Genomic DNA, 18680 nt, shown 5'->3' with positions numbered 1-18680 from the left:
GACCACCCTGAGTCGCCCCCGAACCGGCTCCCGGGACCACCCGGAACCGTCCCCGATCTTCCCCCGGGGAACCGGCCCCAGCCCGTCTCGCGCACCTAGCGTCGCCCACGTGAGTGCCGTCGACGCCGCTCGCACGCAGTTCGCGCTGCTGGCCGGCTTCCACTTCCTGTTCGTCCTCGTGACCCTGGGCCTGGGACCCGTGGTCGCGATCTTCCAGACCCGGTGGGCGGTCACGGGGCGTGAGGTGCACGAGCGAGCCACCCGGTTCTGGGGACAGCTGTACCTCGTCAACTACGCGCTCGGCATCGTCGCGGGGATCCTGCTGGAGCTCCAGTTCGGGCTGCACTTCCCCGGGCTGCTCGACGTGGCCGGCGAGGTGCTCGGAGCGCCTCTGGCCGTCGAGACGATGGTCGCGTTCTTCCTGGAGTCGACGCTGCTGGGACTGTGGGTGTTCGGGTGGCACCAGCTGAACCGGTGGGTGCACACCGCGGTGTTCTGGCTCGTGGTGCTGACCGGGTACGCCTCCGCGCTCGCCGTCATGGTCGCGAACGGGTTCCTGCGCAACCCCGTCGGCTACGAGCTCCGCGACGGCGTCGCCCACATCACCGACCCCACCGCGCTCGTCCTCAACCCCGCGGCGGTCTTCTCGCTCGGGCACGTCCTCGGCGCGTGCCTGCTCGCCGGCGGGTTCGTCGTCATCGGGGTCAGCGCCTGGCACCTGCGGCGGCAGACGGGGTACGACGAGCTGTTCCAGCGCTCCCTGCGGACCGGGGTCGTGCTCGGCGCGGTCGGGGCGCTGCTTGCGGTCGGGTTCGGGTTCTCCCAGTTCTCGTACTTCACCGAGGACGCCGCCGCGGGGCAGTCCCCGATCGTCGAGGTCGCGCTCGGGTTCATGATCATGGGTGGCTTCGCGCTGTTCCTCGGTGCCTTCCCGATGCTCGCCCTGATGATCGGGGGCGCCCTGTTCCGGCTGCCGTTCCGCCGGGCGGCCTACGCCTTCCTCACCGCCGTGCTGCCCGTCCCGTTCGTGCTCGCGATCCTCGGCTGGCTCACCCGTGAGATCGGCCGCCAGCCCTGGGTCGTCGTCGGCGTGCTGCGGACCTCCGACGCCACCTCCGCGCACAGCGCCACGACCGTCCTGGTCTCGCTGGTGGTGCTCGTCGGCCTCATCGCCACCCTGGCCGTCGTCGACTGGGTCCTGCTCGCCCGCCTCGCCCGCCTCGGACCGGGCTCCCCCGTCCTCGGCGCCCCGGCGCTGCACGCGCGGGAGCCCGACGAACCCCTGTCCTTCGCGGAGGTGTCCCGATGATCTGGACCGTGCTGCTCGTCGGCGCCCTCGCGGGCTGGGCTGTGCTCGACGGGATGACCCAGGGCCTCGGCGCCACGGTGCGTCAGGTCGGCCGGACCCCTGGTGAGCGCCGGACCGTGCTCACCGCCCTCGGGCCGTTCCTGCTGGCCGGCGAGGTGTGGCTGATCGCCGGCGCAGGCATCCTGCTCGCCGGTTTCCCCGAGCTCGAGAAGGACCTCTGGTTCGTCGCGTACCCGCTGGTCGTCGCGCTGCTGGTCACCTGGGTCCTGCGCGACGCCGGCGTCTGGCTACGCAGCCGCCAGCCGGGCACCCGCTGGCGTGCCGGGTGGGAACGCGTGATCGTCGTCGCGTCCGTCGGGCTCCCGCTGTCCGCCGGTGCACTGCTCGGCACCGCGCTCGTGTGGTTGCCGCCGCAGCCGTCCCTGACCGCGCGGGTCGTCGTCCCCGTGCTCACCGCGCTGTCGGCCGTGGCCGTCACCCGGGTGCTCGGCACCGTCTTCGTGGCCGTCCGGACGTCCGGGATCCTGCGCGAGCGCGCGACCCGGCTCGCCCTGCGGACGCTCCCCTGGTCGGCCGGCCTGCTCGCCGCGTCGGCGATCGCCTACGTCGTCCTCGTCCCCGCCGGCGGGCCCTTCGACGCCGTCCTGCCGCCCCTCGTCGTGCTCGCCGGGTCCGGGTCCGCCCTCGTCGCCCGGCCCGCGCTGGCCCACGGTCGGCTGCACCGGGCGCTCGGTGCGGTGGTCGCCGGCGGGGTGCTGCCGGTGGTCGCCGCCGCTATCGCGCTTGCCCCCGTCGCCACGCCGGCGCCGACCCTCGAGCTCGTCCTGCTCGCGTGCGTCCCGGTCCTGCTCGCCGCCCAGGCGTGGGTCTGGTGGACGTTCCGCCACCCGGTGAGCCCGCGCGACGCGGTGTTCTACTGACGACCGACGCGTCCGACCCCGGTGAGCAAGCCATGAGCGGCGCGCTCGGCGGCCGGTGCACCACTCAGGGCTTGGTCGGTGGGGCCTTCGCCGCCAGGGCCGCCGCGTACAGGTCTCGCTTCGGGACGCCGGCCGCGGCCGCCACCTCCGTGACCGCGTCCTTCAGACGGTCGCCGGTGGCCGTGCGGGACAGCACCTCGGCCACCAGGTCCGCGGTCGACAGCTCCACCGCCTTCACCGCCCCGCCGACCACCACGACGATCTCCCCGCGCACCTGGTCCGCGGACGCCCACGACACCAGGTCGGCGAGCGGTCCCCGCACGATCTCCTCGTACGTCTTGGTCAGCTCGCGGCACACGGCGGCCGGTCGGTCGGCACCGAACGCGTCCGCCATCGCGGCCAGCGTGTCGTCCAGCCGGTGCGGCGCCTCGAAGAACACCATCGTGCGGCGCTCGTCGGCCAGCAGCTCGAACGCGCGGGCGCGCTCGCCCGGCTTGCGCGGCGGGAAGCCCTCGAAGCAGAACCGGTCGGTGGGCAGGCCCGACAGCGCGAGCGCGGTCAGCACCGCGCTCGGCCCCGGGGCCGCGGTGACGGGCAGCCCGGCGGCGACGGCGGCGGTCACCACCCGGAAGCCGGGGTCGGACACGGCGGGCATGCCGGCGTCGGTCACGACGACCACGGTGCCCCCGCCCGCGACGACGGCGAGCACCTCGTCGGAGCGCTCGACCTCGTTGTGCTCGTGGAAGCTGACCACCCGCCCGCCGATCTCGACGCCCATCCGGGCCGCGAGCGCGCGCAGCCGACGGGTGTCCTCGGCGGCGACGACGTCCGCCTCCGCCAGCAGCCGGCGCAGGTGCGCGGACGCGTCCTCGGTGTTGCCGATCGGCGTCGCGGCCAGCACGAGGCGGCCGGGGGTCTGGGCGGTGGGGCTCACCGGGTCAGCCTGCCACCTCGCCGAACCCCCTCCCGCAGCACAGTCCCCGCACCTACGATGACCGCGTGCCGCCCACCGACGACGACGCCTCGACCCCGGCCGATCGGCAGGGCGGAGCGGCCCCCTCCCCGAGCGCGGACGAGACCGCCCGTCCCGCCCCCGCCGGCAGGACGCTCGTCGTCGAGGGCACCGACGAGGCCGTCCCCGACGGCGAGCCGCGCGCGGTCATCGGCCCCCTGGAGTCGGTGGACCGGCTGCGCCGACGGCTGCTGGGGCGGCTGCTCGGTGACGACGCGCTCGCGCTCGACGCGACGCCCCGCGCCCGGCTCCTGGGCTGGCTGTGGCCCCTCGCGGTCACGGTGCTCGCCGCCGTGCTGCGGTTCTGGGACCTCGGCCGCCCGCACAAGCTCGTGTTCGACGAGACGTACTACGTCAAGGACGCGTTCTCCCTGCTGGTCAACGGCTACGAGGCGACCTGGGGGGACGAGCCGAACCCCGCCTTCGAGGCGGGCGACACCAGTGGGCTGACGACGACCGGCTCCTACGTGGTGCACCCGCAGGTGGGCAAGTGGCTGATCGCGCTCGGGATCCAGCTCGGCGGCGGCGTCGGGAGCTCGGCGGCGTGGCGGCTGGCGGCCGCCGTCTGCGGGGTCCTGGCGGTGCTGATGGTCGCACGCATCGGCCGGCGCCTGTTCGCCTCGACCGCTCTGGGCACGCTGGCAGGGCTGCTCATGGCGGTGGACGGCCAGGCCATCGTGATGTCGCGGATCAGCCTGCTGGACCCGTTCCTCATGTTCTTCGTCCTCGCGGCGTTCGGCGCGCTCCTCCTCGACCGCGACCAGGCGCGACGACGGCTGGCCGACCGGGCCGCCCGGCTCCTCGCCGCAGGTCACGAGCTCGGCGACGGTCCCGGGCTGGGCGTGCGGTGGTGGCGGCTCGCCGCGGCCGTGCTGCTCGGGCTCGCACTGGGCACCAAGTGGTCGGCGATGTACTTCCTCGCGGTGTTCGGGCTGCTCAGCGTCGCCTGGGACCTGACCGCGCGGCGCAGCGTCGGTGTCCGGCACTGGTGGCGCGCGGGGATCCTCAAGGACGGTGTCGTCGCGGGCGTCTCGATGGTCGGCATCGCGGTCGTCGTCTACGTCGCCTCGTGGTGGTCGTGGTTCACGCACTCCGAGGCGCACGGGCGGCTGTGGGCGGAGCAGAACCCGGACCAGGGCGTCCAGTGGCTGCCGCCGGCGCTGCGCTCGTTCTGGAAGTACCACCAGGACATGTGGTCCTTCCACAACGGCCTCGAGACGCCGCACTCCTACGCGGCGCACCCGCTGGGCTGGATCGTGCAGTGGCGCCCGACGTCCTTCTTCTACCCGAAGGAGGTCTCCGAGCTGACCGGCCAGGCCGCGCAGGACGCGTGCGGCGCCGCCAGCTGCTCGCAGGCCATCGTCTCGCTCGGCAACCCCGTCCTGTGGTGGTGCGCGGCCGCCGCCGTCATCGTCGCGGCCGTCTGGCTGCTCCGGTACCGCGACTGGCGCGCCGGCGCCGTGCTGTCCGGCATCGTCGCCGGCTGGCTGCCGTGGTTCGTCTACGCCCACCGCACGATCTTCGCGTTCTACTCGATCGCGTTCACGCCGTGGGTCGTGCTCACGCTGGTCTACGTGATCGGCCTGGTGGTCGGCCCGAAGGACCTGGAACCGCGGGGCCGCCGCGCGGCGATCATCGGCTGCGGCGTCCTCGTAGCGCTCATCGTGGCGGTCAGCGCGTTCTTCTACCCGATCTGGACGGGATGGGTGGTCCCCTACGACTTCTGGCACGCGCACATGTGGCTGCGGACCTGGGTCTGAGGCGTCAGCGCGGCCAGTCGACCTGCGGGCTCGCGTGCCACGGCAGGGCGATCCGGTCCCAGAACGGGGCGTGCGCGGCGACCCGGGTGCGGAAGTCCTCCCAGTCGCGCTGCTCGGGCGCCGACCACGCGACCTCGGCGATCGCGGCCAGGCGCGGCAGCAGCATCTGGGCGAGGGCGGGCAGGTCGCGCAGCGTCTCGGTCCAGATGGCCGCCTCGACGCCGATCACCGAGTCCTCCGCCACCCCCTCGATCAGCGTGGCGGGGTCCCAGTCGTAGGCGTCGCGCAGCTCGATGTGCCCGGCCCACTCGAGGCCCAGCTCGGTGCTCGCGTCGTACTTCATGTCGAGGTACGCCTTGGGCGCCGGGGACATCAGGAACAGCGCCCCGGCCCGTGCGGCGGCGGCGAACGGCGCAGGATCCTCCCGCGCGTCCCAGTACTGCACGACGGTGCCCGGCTCGAGCGGCGTGTGCGCGATCTCCTGCCAGCCGACCACCTTCTTGCCCGCCGCGCGGACGGCGGCCGAGGCGGCCCCGACCAGCGTGGCGTACTCGTCGGGGGCCATCGTCAGCACCTCGTCGCCACCGATGTGCACGTACTCGCCGGGCGTCATCGCGGCGACGTCGGCGAACACGTCCGCCAGGAACGCGTGCGTGGCCGGCAGGTCCGCGTGCAGCCGGCTGAACCCGACCTCGATGCCGGTGTAGGTGTCGGTCGGCTCGCCCGACGGGTTCAGCTCGCCGTAGGCGTGCGTGGCCGCGTTGACGTGGCCGGGGACGTCGATCTCCGGCACGACGCGCATCCCCCGCGCGGCCGCGAACCCGACGAGGTCGGCGAAGTCGGCCGCCGAGTACGAGCCACCCGGGTCACCCCCGACGGAGGTCGCGCTGGACAGCCTGGTCAGCAGCGGCCGGGACGGCAGGTCGAGCCGCCAGCCCTGGTCGTCGGTGAGGTGCAGGTGCAGCACGTTCAGCTTGTAGTGCGCCATGAGGCCGATGACGACCTTGAGGTCGTCCATGGGCACGAAGTGCCGCGCCACGTCGACCGACAGCCCGCGCCACGCGTACCGGGGCGCATCCTCGATGCGCACGGCGGGGACACGGAGCTCACCGCTGGGCGCGACCACGATCAGCTGGCGGAGCGTGACCAGCGCGCGGACCAGCCCCGCCAGGGTGCGCGCCTCGACGTCGATGCGCCCGCTGCGCGTCAGCACGCGGTAGACCTCGTCCCCCGGCGGGAGGGTCTCGACGAGCCGCAACCGCACGATGTCCGTGGCGCCGGCCTCGGAGTACCTCACCTCGACGGGTATCCCGCCGACGCGACCCAGCACGTCCGCCACGAGCACCGCCAGGCCGATGAGGTCCGGCCGCTCGTCGACGACCACGGTCGTGGCGCGGGTCACCACGAACGGCGCCTCGCCGGTCCGCTCGAGCAGGGCAGGCCGCGGGATGACGGCGAGGGCGTCGGGCACTGTGATCCTTCGGTTGCGGTCGAATCGTTCCGGCCAGACGCTACTCGCCCTGCGCCGCCAGCCGGCGCGCAATGACCGCGCAGGTTGCCAGCTGGAGCTGGTGGAACACGATGACCGGCAGGGCGACGCTCGCGGCGAGCGCCGGCGTGAACAGGACGGCGGCCATCGGCAGGCCGGTCGCCAGGCTCTTCTTGGACCCGCACATGAGCAGGGCGATGCGGTCGCCACGCGGGAGGCCGAGCCGCGCGCCACCGCTCCACGTCAGCGCCAGCATCGTGGCGAGCATGGCCGCGCAGACCACGAGGAGGGCGACCAGGGCGACCCAGGTGACGTGCGCCCAGGCCCCCGACACGGTGGCCTCGCTCACCGACGTGTACGCGATGAGGACGAGCGCGCCGCGGTCGGTGATCCGGGTGAGGTGCGCGTGCGCGCGCAGCCACGGCCCGATCCAGCGCTGCACCAGCTGCCCCGCCGCGAAGGGCAGGAGCAGCTGCAGCAGGATGCCGCCGAGGTTCCCGCCCGCCTGCCCGGACGTCCGCACCATGAGGACGCCGACCAGCAGGGGCGTGAGCACGATGCCGACGACGTTGGAGATCGTGGCCCCCGTGATCGCCCCCGCGACGTTGCCGCGCGCGACCGACGTGAACACGACAGACGCCTGGACCGTCGAGGGCAGCAGCGACAGGTAGAGCAGGCCGGTCTTGAGCTCGGCGGAGACGACGGCGTCCGGCAGCAGCTGGACCAGGAGCCCGAGCACCGGGAAGGCCACGTAGGTGGCGGCGAGCATCGAGCCCTGCAGCCGCCAGCTGCGCAGACCGGCCCACACCTCGCCGGTGGCCATGCGCGCGCCGTACAGGAAGAACAGGACGACGATCGCGGCCGGGCGGGCCACGTCGAGGACGTCGGCGACGGTTCCCCGTGCGGGCAGCACCAGTCCCAGCACCAGGGCCGAGAGGATGATCACGACCAGCGGGTCGACCCAGGAACGTGCCCGGCTCCACAGGCTCGGCGGATCGTCGGCCAGGGGCCTGTCACGGGACACCGCGTCAGTGTGCCATCGCCCTCAGCGAGCGAATCCGGACAAACGCCCCTAGATTCTCTCGTCGTCCCCGTTAGAACCCCTCGTACGCAAGGAGTTCCACATGACACCCGAAGGCATCATCTCCGCGATCATCATCGGTGCCGTGATCGGTATCCTCGGCCGTCTGCTCGTGCGTGGCCGTCAGCGCATCTCGCTGCTCCTGACGATCGTGATCGGTATCGTCGCCGCCCTCATCGGCACGTACCTGGCAAGCCTGGTCGGTGTGCAGGACACGGCCGGCGTCGACTGGATCGAGCTGCTCTTCCAGGTGGTGCTGGCCGCGATCGGCGTGGCCGCGGTCTCCGGCAGCCGCGGCCGCCGCCGCAGCAGCATCCTCTGAGACCCCCGCGCGGATGACGAAGGCGGCCCCTGAGGGGGCCGCCTTCGTGCGGTTCGGCGGGCACTCACCCGGCGCCGGGCGTGAGCAGGCCCCGGGCCATCGCCGTGGTGACGGCGGCGGTCCGGTCGGTCACCTCGAGCTTGCCGAAGATGCGCACGAGGTGGGTCTTCACGGTGGCCTCGCTGATGAACAGCGCCCGGCCGACCTCGGCGTTGGTCGCGCCGGCGGCGACGTGCCGCAGCACCTCGAGCTCGCGGGCCGACAGCGTGGTGGTCGCCGGCGGCTCCCGCACCTGTCGGACCAGTCGGCCCGCGACCGCGCGGGCCAGCACGGTCTCGCCGCGGCTCGCCGCACGCACCGCCTCAGCGAGCTCGTCGCTGGTCGCGTCCTTGAGGAGGTAGCCCGCAGCGCCGGCGGCGACCGCCCGCAGGATCTCGGCGTCGTCGTCGTAGGTCGTCAGCATCACCACCGCGATCTCGGGCAGCGTCTCCCGGAGCGCCCGGGTGGCCTCGACACCGTCCCCGCCCGGCATCCGCAGGTCCATGAGGACCAGCTGGGGACGGTGGATCGTCGCCAGGGCGAGGGCTTCGGCACCGGAGCCCGCCTCCGCCACCACCGTGATGTCGGCCTCCACCTCGAGCATCCCCCGCAGCCCGGCACGGACGACGGGATGGTCATCCACCAGCATCACCGTGATCACGCGGGCACCTCCAGGGTGACGCTCGTACCCGCTCCGCGGCTCGACCGGATGGTCAGGTCGGCGCCCAGCTGCGTCGCCCGGGCGGCCATGCCCTCAAGCCCGTAGCCCTGGCGGTCGTCGGCGGTCTCGTCGAAGCCGCGGCCGTCGTCGGCCACGACGAGCGTGACGCTCGACTCGTCGTACCGGAGCCGGACCTGGACGTGGCGCGCACCGGCGTGGCGACGGATGTTCGTCATGGCCTCCTGGGCCGTGCGCAGCAGGAGGACCTCGACCGGCAGCGGCAGCGTGCGAGCGCTTCCGCTGGTCTCCCAGCCGACCGTGCTGCCGGTCGCGGCGGACAGTCCGTCGACCAGGCGGTCGATCGCGTCCGAGAGCGTCCCGTCCTCGAGCGCGGCGGGCGACCTCCCCGCGACCAGCGCCCGCGCCTCGGTGAGGTTCTCGCGCGCCGTGCGCAGCACGAGGTCGAGGTGCTCCTGCGCGCGCTGCGGCTCCCGGTCCATCGCGCCGAGCGCCGCCTGGGTCAGGGTGACGACGGAGGCGAAGCCCTGGGCCAGGGTGTCGTGGATCTCCCCGGCCAGTCGAGCCCGCTCGGCCGCGGCGCCCGCCTCCCGGGACAGCCGTTCGACCTCCTGGCGGCGTTCCTGCAGCTCCGCGATCAGCCGGGCGCGCTCGTGGTTGGTCCTGATGGTCCGGTCGAGGTAGGTCCCCGCCAGGACGGTGAAGCCGAGCGCCAGCGCGGCGGTGGACAGCGGGGCACGCGCGCCGTCGCTCGACTGCAGCTGTGCAGCCGCCACAGGGATGGCGTTGAGCACCACGACGGCCACCAGGGCCCACACCAGCGGGAGCGCCATGAACGCCATGGGACAGGCCACGAAGAGCAGGTACGCGCTCATCGGCACGACCCACACGGCCAGCCCCAGGATCAGGACCAGGCCGATCACGAACACGACGCCACGCGACCCCTGGTCCCCCGCCAGGATGGCCGGGCGACCGACGAGCGCGTACCAGGCGAGCAGGGCCAGGATGCACCCGCAGGTGAGGATCGCGTCGGACGGCGTGCGGGCTGCGTGCACGACGAGCAGGGAGACGACCGCGCACACCAGGACGTAGTAGAGGTCCCAGAGCCAGAACCAGTCCCGACGCGCGTCGTGCAGCGCGTCGGGACTGCCGGCACCGCTCAGCCGCGACGACGTTCGCGCCAGCGGAACGTTGCCAGGCATAGCGCCAGTCCCATCACGGTCCAGACTCCGAGGACGATCGCGACCCGTCCGAGCTCCCACGACCGCGCCCTCTCGAACGCCGCCATCGTGTCAGGCAGGAACACCGCCCGGAAGCCCTGGCCCATCCACTTCAGCGGGAAGAACGAGGCGACCGTCACCATCGCGTCCGGCAGCGCGAGGATGTGCACGAAGATGCCCGAGACGAAGCCGAGGGCGACTGCCGGGACGTTCATCACCGCGGTCGCGCTGCGCGCCGAGCGGGCCAGTGCACTGAACCCGATGCCGAGCAGGGTGCAGCTGGTCGTCGACAGCACGAGCAGCCAGGCGAAGGTCGCCCACCGGCCGGGGTCGGTCGGCAGCTCGAGGCCGAAGGCGAGCACCGCCACGGTCAGGAGCAGCGCCACCTCTCCGAGAGTCACCACCACCACGAGCATGAGCTTGCCCAGCAGGTAGGCGGTGGCGGTCACGGGCGTGCCGCGCAGCCGCTTGAGCGTGCCGTCGTCCCGGTCCACCGCGACGCCGATCCCGGTACTCATGAAGGCCGTCGAGACGATGCCGTAGGCGATGATGCTCGCCGCGAGGACCAGCCGCAGGCTGACCGGTGTCCCCGGGTGCGGCTCGGTGAAGATCAGCCCGAGCATGGCCATCAGGAACGCCGGGAACGCGAACGTGAAGACCACCGCGTCACGTTGCCGGAAGAACTGCAGGATCTCGACCCGCCCGCGGGCGAGGCCCATGGACACGTTCCCGGGGAGGCGCGTCGTGGTCGTGGTCGTCATCGTGGTCATGGCCGGGCTCCGATCAGGTCGAGGTAGATCTCCTCCAGGCTGGGCCGGTTCACCCGCAGGTCCGTGACCTGGGCTCCGGCCAGTGCTCCGAGCTCCCGGCTCGGGTCCGGCGTGCGCACCCGGTGCTCCCCGGAGGCGTCGTTCCAGGTCACCAGGGCGAGCTCGCGATCCCGGCCGCCCAGGGTGCCCGGGGTGCCCTCCGCCACGATCCGACCCGCCACGAGGACAGCGAGCCGGTCCGCCAGGACCTCCGCCTCCTCGAGGTAGTGGGTGGTCAGGACGACGGTCAGGCCGCGGGACGCGAGCGTGCGGATCACACCCCAGAACTGCCGGCGGGCCTCGGGGTCGAAGCCCGTGGTCGGCTCGTCCAGGAAGAGCAGCTCCGGGTTGCCGACCAGGCCGAGCGCGACGTCCAGGCGACGCCGCTGGCCCCCGGAGAGCGTCGCCACCCGGGCGCTGCGCTGCGCGGTCAGACCACACAGCTCGAGCAGCTCGTCAGGGTCCGCCGGGTCGGGGTAGAAGCGCGTGAACTGCCGCACGCTCTCCCCGACGGTCAGGTCGCCCGCGTCGCCGATCTGCTGCAGGACGATCCCCACCCGGGACCGCCACCACCTGTCCGCCTGCCCGGGGTCTCGGCCCAGCACGCTGACCGCACCCCCGTCCCGCGGGCGGTGTCCCTCGAGAATCTCGATGGTCGTCGTCTTCCCGGCACCGTTGGGGCCGAGGAGGGCGAAGACCTCACCCTGGGCGACGGTCAGGTCGATCCCCGCCACCACCGCGCGTCCGTCATACGTCTTGTGCAGCCCGTGCACCTCGATTGCGTTCATGACTCCACCGTCGACCCGGCGTGGCGCGCCGGGCAGACCCGAGCGGACGACACCGTGTCAACCGACCGATGGACACCGCGCATCCGCCGTCGGGCCTGTCGGTCCAGGCGTCACGGGACGGGGCCGGTCGCCCTGAGAACGACGAAACCCCGCCCGACGTGGCCTCGCGGCCGGTCGGACGGGGTTTCCGTCGGGTGGAGCTGAGGGGATTCGAACCCCTGACCTTCTCATTGCGAATAGATTCCCGACCTGGCCGAGGTTGGCGCCGCGAGTGTCCCGGGTGCACTGGATGCATCACGAGTGGGTGCATTCGCTCAGCGGGGTGCGCGGGGGGCGCGCGCTCCACGGGGGGTGAACAGTTCGAGGCGTCGTACCGATAGCGGAGCACAAGAGGCTGTCGGAGGTCCGGGTCAGGGGTGGCGCCAGCCATCACGCAGTGACGCCGTAGGCGCCCTTGATGCGGGCCGGAGACGGCCGGATGCTCGGCGGTCGGTGCGGGGCCGGCGGGCAAGACGGTGCAACTGGGCGGTGGAAGCAGTCGTGGTCGAGGCGGTTCCGAGAAGACTCCGGAGCCGCCTTCGTCGTGCCGGTGGTCGGCCGGAGGGGTGGGGTGCGCGCAGCGAGCTTGCGAGCGGAGCGCGGGGCCCCGCCCTGGAGACCGACCCGCGCGGCGGAGCCGCGCGCTTGAGTCAGTAAGGAAAGTTCTCACGTGCGGCCGTTCGCTCGTCTCCATAACCGCGGTCGGGGTGCGGACGGGCTCAAGTTCGACCGGTCGCGCCTGCAGATCTGGCGCAATCGCCGTGCGTTGGTCTACGAGCGATTGGCTCGACGGGGGCGCACGCCTGCATGGGACCGGTTGGGCTCGTGGCATCGAACAAGTTCGCCCACGCGAGTGCGCGGTGGATGGCTAGGCTCGGCGACCATGGGGGACCAGCGCAAGGCGACGATGCCATCAGGTTGCGGATGTGGGCCGCCGCCTCACGAGTGCCTCAGTGACGACGAGTACGTCACGCAGCTCACAGGCAGGAACGGGCAGTTCCGGAACGCCCCGCGCGTGGGCGTCGAAGTCGACTTCTCGGTCCACCGTGGCCGCTTGAGCCTCGCCGCTACGTACACGAAGGTCACCAAGGACTCCAGCCCACTCCCCGAGGAGCTGCAGAACAGCGGTGTGCGCTACGCGTTGACCGGAGACCTGCGCACCGCCGGCTTCACGGTGGTGCACACCCCCGGGAAGATCATCGACGGGACCCACACGTCGATCGTCTGGGCAGGTGAAGACCTAGGAGAGGTTGTCGTACCCTGGCCAGAAAAGGTGTCGGAAACCTTCGGATCCTGCTTTGATAAGCCGATACCACACAGTGATGAGGCAGATGATGCTTGACGGGATCGTGCGACGCGGAAGTCGGCCATGGCTGCCGAACCCCGACGCCGAGGACCTTGACGTGTGGCACGCCGATGACGTGCCGACCCTCGGGACGTTCGGCTGCGGCAAGTCGACCGTGCTCTTCAGTGCTATCGGAGATGTGGACTCTCCGATGACGGTGTGGGCGTACACCGACCTCAAGGGTGAGAAGTGCGAGTCGCTTCGTGACGTGATGTTCGCGAACGTCACGGAGATGCAGTCGTTCGCGGAGGGATTCTTCAGAAGCACCCACACCGTGTTCGCGTGTGCCGACGACTTCGTGCTGAAGGAGTGGGGCACCGAGCCGGTAGGGACCGACCACGGCGCGCTCATCAAGGCGGCCGTCGCGTTTCTGGAGAAGATCAGCATCGCGATGCGCGACCGGGTCGCAGATCTTGAGGGTCAGGAGGCTGGCGCTGAGGTGGATCCACGCACCCCTCGCCGCGTAATCCGGGAACAGAAGCGCGAGATGAGCGAGATCGCCGAACGGCATCCCGAGCTCGTTTGAGGACAACCACCGCGCTCCCGCCATCCGAGTCCGGTGCGGCGTCGCGTTCTTCGGCTTCCCCATGGTCATGGGCCACCCGATCCGACCGAAGGTGATCCAGCAGCGAGCCGCCCCCATCCGGGCATGGCTGCTCCGATGCGACCTGTCCGGCACCATGCGAGTGCCCGCAGCCGCGGTCGAGTTCGCGGCGCGGCTGCGCCATGCGTTCGTGCCCCGCCTCAACCGCATCTGGTGTTTGCGACCACTCGCTACCGTATGTCCGTGAGCCTTGGGACGTGGGCCGAGTGGGCAAGCGCGGGCGTCAACACCGCCGTGGTCGTGGTCGCAGTCGTGGGTCTGCGTCACGTCGGGGCGGGACGCACGCCGGGGCGAGACGCGGTGCTCCGATGCGGAGGCGAAACTCGCCTCGGACCGCGAGCTGCGTGAACGCGCTCGACTGGCCCGCGATGACCTCGAGACATGCGGGCCATCTTGGCCGTGCACGAGGACGTGACCCGCAACGTGGTCCTGAGTCCGCTGGAGGGCGGCCAGTTACGCACCGCCTTCGCGCTGCTCCCACGGTGCGTAGTGGGCACCATCGTCCTCTTGACAGGGTGCGCCGGATTCAGTTCGGTAGCACTTTGGGGGTACGTCGGAGACAGCATCGGCCTTGGGCCGGCATCCAGTAGTGCGCGACCAGGCCGTCGCACAGGTGCACCCACAGACCGCACCCTAGTCGCGATACCCATTCTGAATGAGTCGAGTTTGCTGGTTGTAGATATCGACCATTGCCGCAGAGTTTGTCGCGCTTGCGCGCATGAAGTCGTCCGCCCAGGTTGACGACTGGCGCGCCGCTCGAGTCGGAACAGCAGGTCGGCGGCGAGCCCGAATCGCGGTATAGCCGGGTACGAACTGCTCGGCTATCAGGATACAGGCCGGTTCCGACTCAAAAACCCCGAGCCATGAGCGCCACCAGGAGTCGTTGCTTTTCGAGTCGTTGAAAGCGCGGAGTGCGTTATCCCAGACGGGCGCGTTTGCAATGAGTTCGTAATCCGGCTCGAGTTGAGCCCATCGCTCTGCGAGGAGTGCAGCGGCGCGGTCAAGGACTTCCACACTCGGAAGGTCTCGGTACCGATAGAAGCCGTCACCGTTGGACCACTGGCGGGCCGTACTGATGACTCGCGACAGGAACGCGACAGCGGTGTAGTCGGTGAGCACAGCCTTTGACGTCCTGGCCAGCACCAGACTGGTGCTGTCGCGGAACTGGCTGATTAACACATCAATGTCGTGCTGCGAGTCGACCTCGACGCTCTCTAGCGCGGCGCGAGAGGCCGCGTCCAATCGGTCAGTAGCGTCGTGTGGGATCGCATCGAAACTCTTGTTGACGTCGACCCAATGCCGAAACCTCTTTCGGTACGCCGGCAGCGGCCACAGCTGCACCGCGCGGCCCTCAAGCGCCGCGCCTGCCCACCAGCTCAACCCGCCCGCGCTGCTCATCCATACAAACAGATCGGCGACACGGAATAGGTCTTCGCCGGTGAGCTCGTCGCCGTCGGCGATCGCGTACACCCTGTCAGGGTTGTAGAGCATTGCTATTCCTCCCCTGGGCCGGGCAATCCCTGAATGAGGTCGTCCGGACCCGTCCACGTCATCCCAATTGACCCGTTGACTCCCGTCTCGATGATCAACTGACTACCGTCGGAGTTTGTCGTGGACTCGGTCGTCGAACCGTCCGGCCGCTTCACCACCACATTTGTGCTGTCGTCCGGGTTGTTCTGTACGGTCGTGACCGTCGTTTGAGGTGAGCCGTCGTCCGTGAATGAAGTCACCCACTGGGTGGAAACTGTCGATCCGTCCGGCATGTTGACTGTCTTCGATCGCCCCTCGGACCCATCCTCGTCTGTCCACTCGACGGGTCCCGTGGCCGCGTCGTCTGGGACGTTGGTCACCTGGACGTAACTTCCGTTTTCGTAGCGCGCGTACGTGCCGGGTGCTCCGCTCGCCACGGCCTCGTCGACTGCTTCCTGGTTTTGCGCGGGCTCCCAGTGTTGCGAACCGGATTCGACGTACCAGTGGTCCGGGATCCATCCGGTAGGGTCGCCGAATTTAACTCGCGGGGGCGGCGTCAGCGGTTTTGTCTGTCGCGGGGCATTCTGGTCCGAGGGGCTTTGAGTGAAGTGCGCGCCCCCGCCGAAGAGGCTCCGTAGCCAACCTCCGAGGCCACGGCCGCTCTTCGTGCGGTTACCGCGCTCCTCGGCAGCAGTCCTACGCAGATTGTCCGCTCGAGATCGTTGGTCCCGGGCGTAGCGCTCGGCTGCTTCAGCCTGCCTGCGCATCCGTTCAGCGGCGTCGTGGTGCTGCTGGTCGGCGAGACGGGCCGCCTCGGCCACCCGTTGGCGCGCATGTTCGGCTGCTTGGCGAGCAAGTTGCTCGTGCTGACGCGCAAGGACACCGACACTGGCATCCAGTGCTCCTTGTGCACCGCGATTGATACCGGTTCCGAGAGGACCCAGACCGGGACCCGGACCTTGCGGGAAGTTGTTCGGAGCCAGGCCACTAGTGCCCCGGACTACGGTCGGAGACGGGTCCCTGGTGCCCCGGACTACGGTTTCGTATTCGTTTGGGACGTAATCCATCGGCGACCCCACTTCCTCCCCATCAACGGTACGCCGTGTTCACTGGAGCGAACAGGCGGCAACGACCTGAGAAATGAACCGCCGCGACCCGGGCATCTCTTGCCCGTGTCGCAAGGCTTGGTGATCAGCCTGGCTCGCTGAGTGCTCACGCCGAGCAGCTCCGCGATGCGGTCGAACGCCCATCGAGTGACGCTCTTGGTCGCGCGCTGGGCAAGGTCGGTGGCCGATCCGCTGCTCGTGTTCTTGGATGGATCGCACCTAGTTGCTGATACGCCCCGTCGGAGTCACTGTGCGGGTCGGAGCAGCTCGAGCGGGCGATCCGCGTTGCCCACCTGGAACCCATACTGGTGCTGGTAGAGCCGGGCGAGGCGATTGTTGGCTGCTCGCACTCCGATGCTCGCGGTCGCGGGCACGGTGTTCTGGACCAGTGCGGCGGCGCCGGCCATGGCGTCACTCCCTGGCCGCCCGACTTGTAGAGCGATGACCCAGTCCCCGGTGGGTCGCTGAACGCCGTGCCGCCGGCGGCAGCCGGCCTGCGCATGACCACCGGATTCCCGGCACGAGGCGCAGGAGGGGAGCGCAGATCCACCAAGCGGAGATCATGACGCCTGCGGCCGTGTTCGCGAGGGTGATGAGCAGGGTTCCCGCGACAAGGCACAGAAGGGCGAGCGTGCGAACTCGGCCGAGTTTGATCGGCAGCCGTCGGCGGTGGTGGATGCTGACGACTGCAACGCGGTCGAAGTGATGGAACGCCAGTCAGCATGTAGGAGCAGAGCGTCCACAACGGGGCAACGGCAAGGGCCTGACCTGTCGTGGAGGTGAACGAGCACGCCAGCGGTCCAGCCGACGGCGGGGGCGTCGATCAGGCCACCCGCCCGCCCTCCACGAACCGCCCGCCTAGTCACCGCATCGGCGGAGTGGCGACATCTAGGCGAATCAGTCGAGAGATTCGCCGACGCGGCCCACGCAGAACTCGCAAACCGGGTTCTTCCGATAGTTCGTGATCTCGCCAACGGCAAGGCGGCTGACGATCTCCTGCTGACGACGGCACAGGGTGCGCAGCTGCACCGATCGGCAGTCTTGAGGACGCTGCACTGGACAACGACCGGCGGCGGCCGGCGCCTGCACGACCTTCGCCACACGGCCGCATGCCTCTGGCTGTCGCGCGGCGTGGATCCGGGAACGGTCCAAGCGTGGTGCGGCCACGAGTCGATCGCCACGACGAACCGCTACCTGCATTTCCTCGGGACCGGGGCGGATCAGGCGGGACTCAGCAGGCTCAATGAGGGCCCGGGGCGCCCGGGGGGTGCGCACGATGGGGTCGGGCACGAATGACAACCACGAAGCCCCCGCCTTCCCAGGCCATATGGCCTGGTCAGACGAGGGCTTCCTCGGGTGGAGCTGAGGGGATTCGAACCCCTGACCTTCTCATTGCGAACGAGACGCGCTACCAACTGCGCCACAGCCCCGCGAGCGGCCTAAAGACTAACACCAGCGCCAGGCGGATCGCGAAATCCGCGCGGTCACTCCCCGGCGACGCGGCGCTTGGCCAGGACCGCGTTGAGGTCGATGCTCCCCGTGGTCTCGACCGGCGCCTCGAGCGGTGCGCGGTCGACGCCGGCGGGCGCCTCGGCCTCGGCGCGGACGGCCGTCGACCCCTCGAGGTTGTCCAGCGGGGCGGGCTCACGACGCGGTGCGGACGCCTTCATCGTGTAGGTCGGGCGCGGGACGGGGACCGGTGACCACGCCTCGTCGTCGGACGACGCCTCGGGCTCCGCGGCCTCGACCCGGACGACGGGCACCTGGCCCGTCGACGCGTGGCGGACCGGCCCGCCGGACTCGCCCTTGTCCGCGACGATGCGCTCGAACACCTCGGTGCTGGCGTCGGAGGGGTGGACGGCCCGGCCGGTGACGAACGCCGTCGGCGCCTCGAGCGGGGCCTCGTCGGGCGTGGCGGGGGTCGCCTCGGCGGCCGGTGCTGCGACTGACGTCGTCTGCTTCTTCGTCTGCTTGGTGGACGGCTTCGTCGTCTGCGTCGTCGCCGCGGGCCGCGTGGCGGTGGCCACCGCCCGCATCGCGCCGGTGCGCGGGCCGGAGGCCACCCGCCGCTCGTCGGCGATCTTGCGCTCCCACGCCGCGTCCGCCGCGCGCCCCGCCACGACGGCCCGGCGGCCCAGGACGAGGACGGTGCTCAGCAGGACGGTCGGCACGGCACCGGCCACCCAGGTCACCAGGGGGCTGAACCCGACGGCGGCCCACCCGACGGCCGTGGCGGCGAGGAGGATGCCGGCCAGGACCGCACGACGGCGCGCGGCGGCGGCGCGGCGGGCGACGGAGGCCGCCCGGGCAGCGCGCGCCTGCGCGGCGCGGCGGGCCGCATCGGCGGTGATCCGATCCTGGGTGCCGTGCGGTCGGTCCACGGTGGTGCCTCCTGTCGCGCTCCCGGTGGCCACCGGGAGCCCTCTGCTCGGGGTCAGCAACCCCACGGTGCTGCTCGCCGTCGGCCCGCACTCCGCGGCGGCGGCCTCCTGGCGGATGCGCCGGTCGCTCACCGCGACCACGCGCAGCGCCTCCGAGAACCGGTCGTCCGCACGGGACTCCAGCAGCTGCTGTCGGTGCCGCAGCTTGTGCGGCACCAGGTACGCCACCCACAGTCCGACCAGCGCGAGCGCGACCGGTCCTGCGAGATCGTTCACGTCATGACGGTAGGCGTCGGACCCGTGCCCG

The 18680-nt window shown here is 71.1% G+C and carries 19 protein-coding genes and 1 tRNA gene; 7 read left to right on the top strand and 13 right to left on the bottom strand.

The window, feature by feature from the left end; translation table 11 throughout:
- The first annotated feature begins 109 nt into the window (after positions 1-109).
- Together KG102_RS02920 and KG102_RS02915 are read left to right on the top strand one after the other, a co-directional pair.
- Positions 110-1309: a cytochrome ubiquinol oxidase subunit I gene (locus KG102_RS02920; protein ID WP_208290534.1), complete on the top strand. Its 1200-nt coding sequence runs from the start codon at positions 110-112 to the stop codon at positions 1307-1309.
- Positions 1306-2229 carry a cytochrome d ubiquinol oxidase subunit II gene (locus KG102_RS02915; protein WP_208290535.1) on the top strand — a complete coding sequence of 308 codons (924 nt, stop codon included), beginning with the start codon at positions 1306-1308 and terminating at the stop codon, positions 2227-2229. Before KG102_RS02920 ends, KG102_RS02915 begins: the two co-directional genes overlap by 4 nt.
- A gap of 64 nt (positions 2230-2293) precedes the next feature.
- Here KG102_RS02915 and rsmI read toward each other — a convergent pair whose 3' ends face one another.
- On the bottom strand, positions 2294-3163 hold the full coding sequence (rsmI, locus tag KG102_RS02910) for a 16S rRNA (cytidine(1402)-2'-O)-methyltransferase (RefSeq protein WP_208290536.1): 870 nt from the start codon (positions 3161-3163) through the stop codon (positions 2294-2296).
- Positions 3164-3228: 65 nt separating this feature from the next.
- Between rsmI and KG102_RS02905 the strand changes: the two genes are divergently transcribed.
- Positions 3229-5001 carry a dolichyl-phosphate-mannose--protein mannosyltransferase gene (locus KG102_RS02905; protein ID WP_208290537.1) on the top strand — a complete coding sequence of 591 codons (1773 nt, stop codon included), beginning with the start codon at positions 3229-3231 and terminating at the stop codon, positions 4999-5001.
- A gap of 4 nt (positions 5002-5005) precedes the next feature.
- Here the strand turns inward: KG102_RS02905 and KG102_RS02900 are convergent, their stop codons facing one another.
- Both KG102_RS02900 and KG102_RS02895 read right to left on the bottom strand, forming a co-directional pair.
- A complete protein-coding gene (locus KG102_RS02900) occupies positions 5006-6472 on the bottom strand; it encodes a family 20 glycosylhydrolase (RefSeq protein ID WP_208290538.1) in 1467 nt (488 codons plus the stop codon).
- A gap of 40 nt (positions 6473-6512) precedes the next feature.
- Positions 6513-7514: a bile acid:sodium symporter family protein gene (locus KG102_RS02895; RefSeq protein WP_249667445.1), complete on the bottom strand. Its 1002-nt coding sequence runs from the start codon at positions 7512-7514 to the stop codon at positions 6513-6515.
- Positions 7515-7614: 100 nt separating this feature from the next.
- Here KG102_RS02895 and KG102_RS02890 point away from each other — a divergent pair, with 100 nt between their 5' ends.
- Positions 7615-7893, top strand: coding sequence for a GlsB/YeaQ/YmgE family stress response membrane protein (locus KG102_RS02890; RefSeq protein ID WP_208209974.1), 279 nt, complete (start codon positions 7615-7617; stop codon positions 7891-7893).
- Positions 7894-7957: 64 nt separating this feature from the next.
- Here the strand turns inward: KG102_RS02890 and KG102_RS02885 are convergent, their stop codons facing one another.
- From KG102_RS02885 to KG102_RS02870, 4 genes are read right to left on the bottom strand one after another with little or no spacing between them, the layout of a single operon-like run.
- A complete protein-coding gene (locus KG102_RS02885; RefSeq protein ID WP_208290539.1) occupies positions 7958-8593 on the bottom strand; it encodes a response regulator in 636 nt (211 codons plus the stop codon).
- Positions 8590-9813 carry a sensor histidine kinase gene (locus tag KG102_RS02880; RefSeq protein ID WP_208290540.1) on the bottom strand — a complete coding sequence of 408 codons (1224 nt, stop codon included), beginning with the start codon at positions 9811-9813 and terminating at the stop codon, positions 8590-8592. Before KG102_RS02880 ends, KG102_RS02885 begins: the two co-directional genes overlap by 4 nt.
- Positions 9771-10601 carry an ABC transporter permease gene (locus KG102_RS02875; RefSeq protein WP_213363027.1) on the bottom strand — a complete coding sequence of 277 codons (831 nt, stop codon included), beginning with the start codon at positions 10599-10601 and terminating at the stop codon, positions 9771-9773. The genes KG102_RS02880 and KG102_RS02875 overlap by 43 nt, the downstream gene beginning before the upstream one ends.
- Positions 10598-11428, bottom strand: coding sequence for an ABC transporter ATP-binding protein (locus KG102_RS02870; RefSeq protein WP_208290541.1), 831 nt, complete (start codon positions 11426-11428; stop codon positions 10598-10600). Before KG102_RS02870 ends, KG102_RS02875 begins: the two co-directional genes overlap by 4 nt.
- A 922-nt stretch (positions 11429-12350) precedes the next feature.
- Between KG102_RS02870 and KG102_RS02865 the strand changes: the two genes are divergently transcribed.
- Positions 12351-12809, top strand: a complete 459-nt coding sequence (locus KG102_RS02865; protein WP_208290542.1) for a hypothetical protein — start codon at positions 12351-12353, stop codon at positions 12807-12809.
- Positions 12790-13338, top strand: a complete 549-nt coding sequence (locus tag KG102_RS02860; RefSeq protein ID WP_208290543.1) for a hypothetical protein — start codon at positions 12790-12792, stop codon at positions 13336-13338. Before KG102_RS02865 ends, KG102_RS02860 begins: the two co-directional genes overlap by 20 nt.
- Before the next feature lie 711 nt (positions 13339-14049).
- Here KG102_RS02860 and KG102_RS02855 read toward each other — a convergent pair.
- The 4 genes from KG102_RS02855 to KG102_RS18900 all read right to left on the bottom strand — a co-directional run bounded on the left by KG102_RS02855 (position 14050) and on the right by KG102_RS18900 (position 17021).
- A complete protein-coding gene (locus KG102_RS02855) occupies positions 14050-14907 on the bottom strand; it encodes a hypothetical protein (protein WP_208290544.1) in 858 nt (285 codons plus the stop codon).
- 2 nt (positions 14908-14909) lie between these two features.
- On the bottom strand, positions 14910-15707 hold the full coding sequence (locus KG102_RS02850) for a hypothetical protein (RefSeq protein WP_208290545.1): 798 nt from the start codon (positions 15705-15707) through the stop codon (positions 14910-14912).
- 530 nt (positions 15708-16237) lie between these two features.
- Complete coding sequence (locus KG102_RS02845; protein WP_208290546.1) at positions 16238-16399, bottom strand: hypothetical protein; 162 nt, start codon at positions 16397-16399, stop codon at positions 16238-16240.
- Between the two features lie 490 nt (positions 16400-16889).
- The gene (locus KG102_RS18900) at positions 16890-17021 is read right to left on the bottom strand and encodes a hypothetical protein (protein WP_255547448.1); all 132 of its coding nucleotides are present in this window, start codon (positions 17019-17021) and stop codon (positions 16890-16892) included.
- Between KG102_RS18900 and KG102_RS18705 the strand changes: the two genes are divergently transcribed.
- Positions 16989-17288 (top strand): tyrosine-type recombinase/integrase, encoded by a 300-nt coding sequence (locus tag KG102_RS18705; protein WP_322972667.1) that lies wholly within the window; start codon positions 16989-16991, stop codon positions 17286-17288. The two genes, KG102_RS18900 and KG102_RS18705, sit on opposite strands and share 33 nt — an antisense overlap.
- Before the next feature lie 61 nt (positions 17289-17349).
- On the opposite strand, the gene KG102_RS02835 is transcribed toward KG102_RS18705, so the two are convergent.
- Both KG102_RS02835 and KG102_RS02830 read right to left on the bottom strand, forming a co-directional pair.
- Positions 17350-17422: transfer RNA gene (locus KG102_RS02835), tRNA-Ala, on the bottom strand.
- A gap of 54 nt (positions 17423-17476) precedes the next feature.
- Positions 17477-18649: a hypothetical protein gene (locus tag KG102_RS02830; RefSeq protein WP_208209978.1), complete on the bottom strand. Its 1173-nt coding sequence runs from the start codon at positions 18647-18649 to the stop codon at positions 17477-17479.
- Between the last annotated feature and the right edge of the window lie 31 nt (positions 18650-18680).

The sequence above is a fragment of the Cellulomonas fengjieae genome (genome assembly GCF_018388465.1).
GTDB classification, from domain to species: domain Bacteria; phylum Actinomycetota; class Actinomycetes; order Actinomycetales; family Cellulomonadaceae; genus Cellulomonas; species Cellulomonas fengjieae.
Note: the sequence above shows the minus strand (reverse complement) of the source record. Positions and strands in the feature narration are given on the sequence as shown.

Bases quoted from the DNA above. Each gene is read 5' to 3' on its own strand.
- KG102_RS02915 (WP_208290535.1), top strand. From the start codon at position 1,306: ATGATCTGGACCGTGCTGCTCGTCGGCGCCCTCGCGGGCTGGGCTGTG.
- KG102_RS02890 (WP_208209974.1), top strand. From the start codon at position 7,615: ATGACACCCGAAGGCATCATCTCCGCGATCATCATCGGTGCCGTGATC.
- KG102_RS02880 (WP_208290540.1), bottom strand. From the start codon at position 9,813: ATGCCTGGCAACGTTCCGCTGGCGCGAACGTCGTCGCGGCTGAGCGGT.
- KG102_RS02875 (WP_213363027.1), bottom strand. From the start codon at position 10,601: ATGACCACGATGACGACCACGACCACGACGCGCCTCCCCGGGAACGTG.
- KG102_RS02870 (WP_208290541.1), bottom strand. From the start codon at position 11,428: ATGAACGCAATCGAGGTGCACGGGCTGCACAAGACGTATGACGGACGC.
- KG102_RS02865 (WP_208290542.1), top strand. From the start codon at position 12,351: ATGGGGGACCAGCGCAAGGCGACGATGCCATCAGGTTGCGGATGTGGG.
- KG102_RS02860 (WP_208290543.1), top strand. From the start codon at position 12,790: ATGAGGCAGATGATGCTTGACGGGATCGTGCGACGCGGAAGTCGGCCA.
- KG102_RS02855 (WP_208290544.1), bottom strand. From the start codon at position 14,907: ATGCTCTACAACCCTGACAGGGTGTACGCGATCGCCGACGGCGACGAG.
- KG102_RS02845 (WP_208290546.1), bottom strand. From the start codon at position 16,399: ATGGCCGGCGCCGCCGCACTGGTCCAGAACACCGTGCCCGCGACCGCG.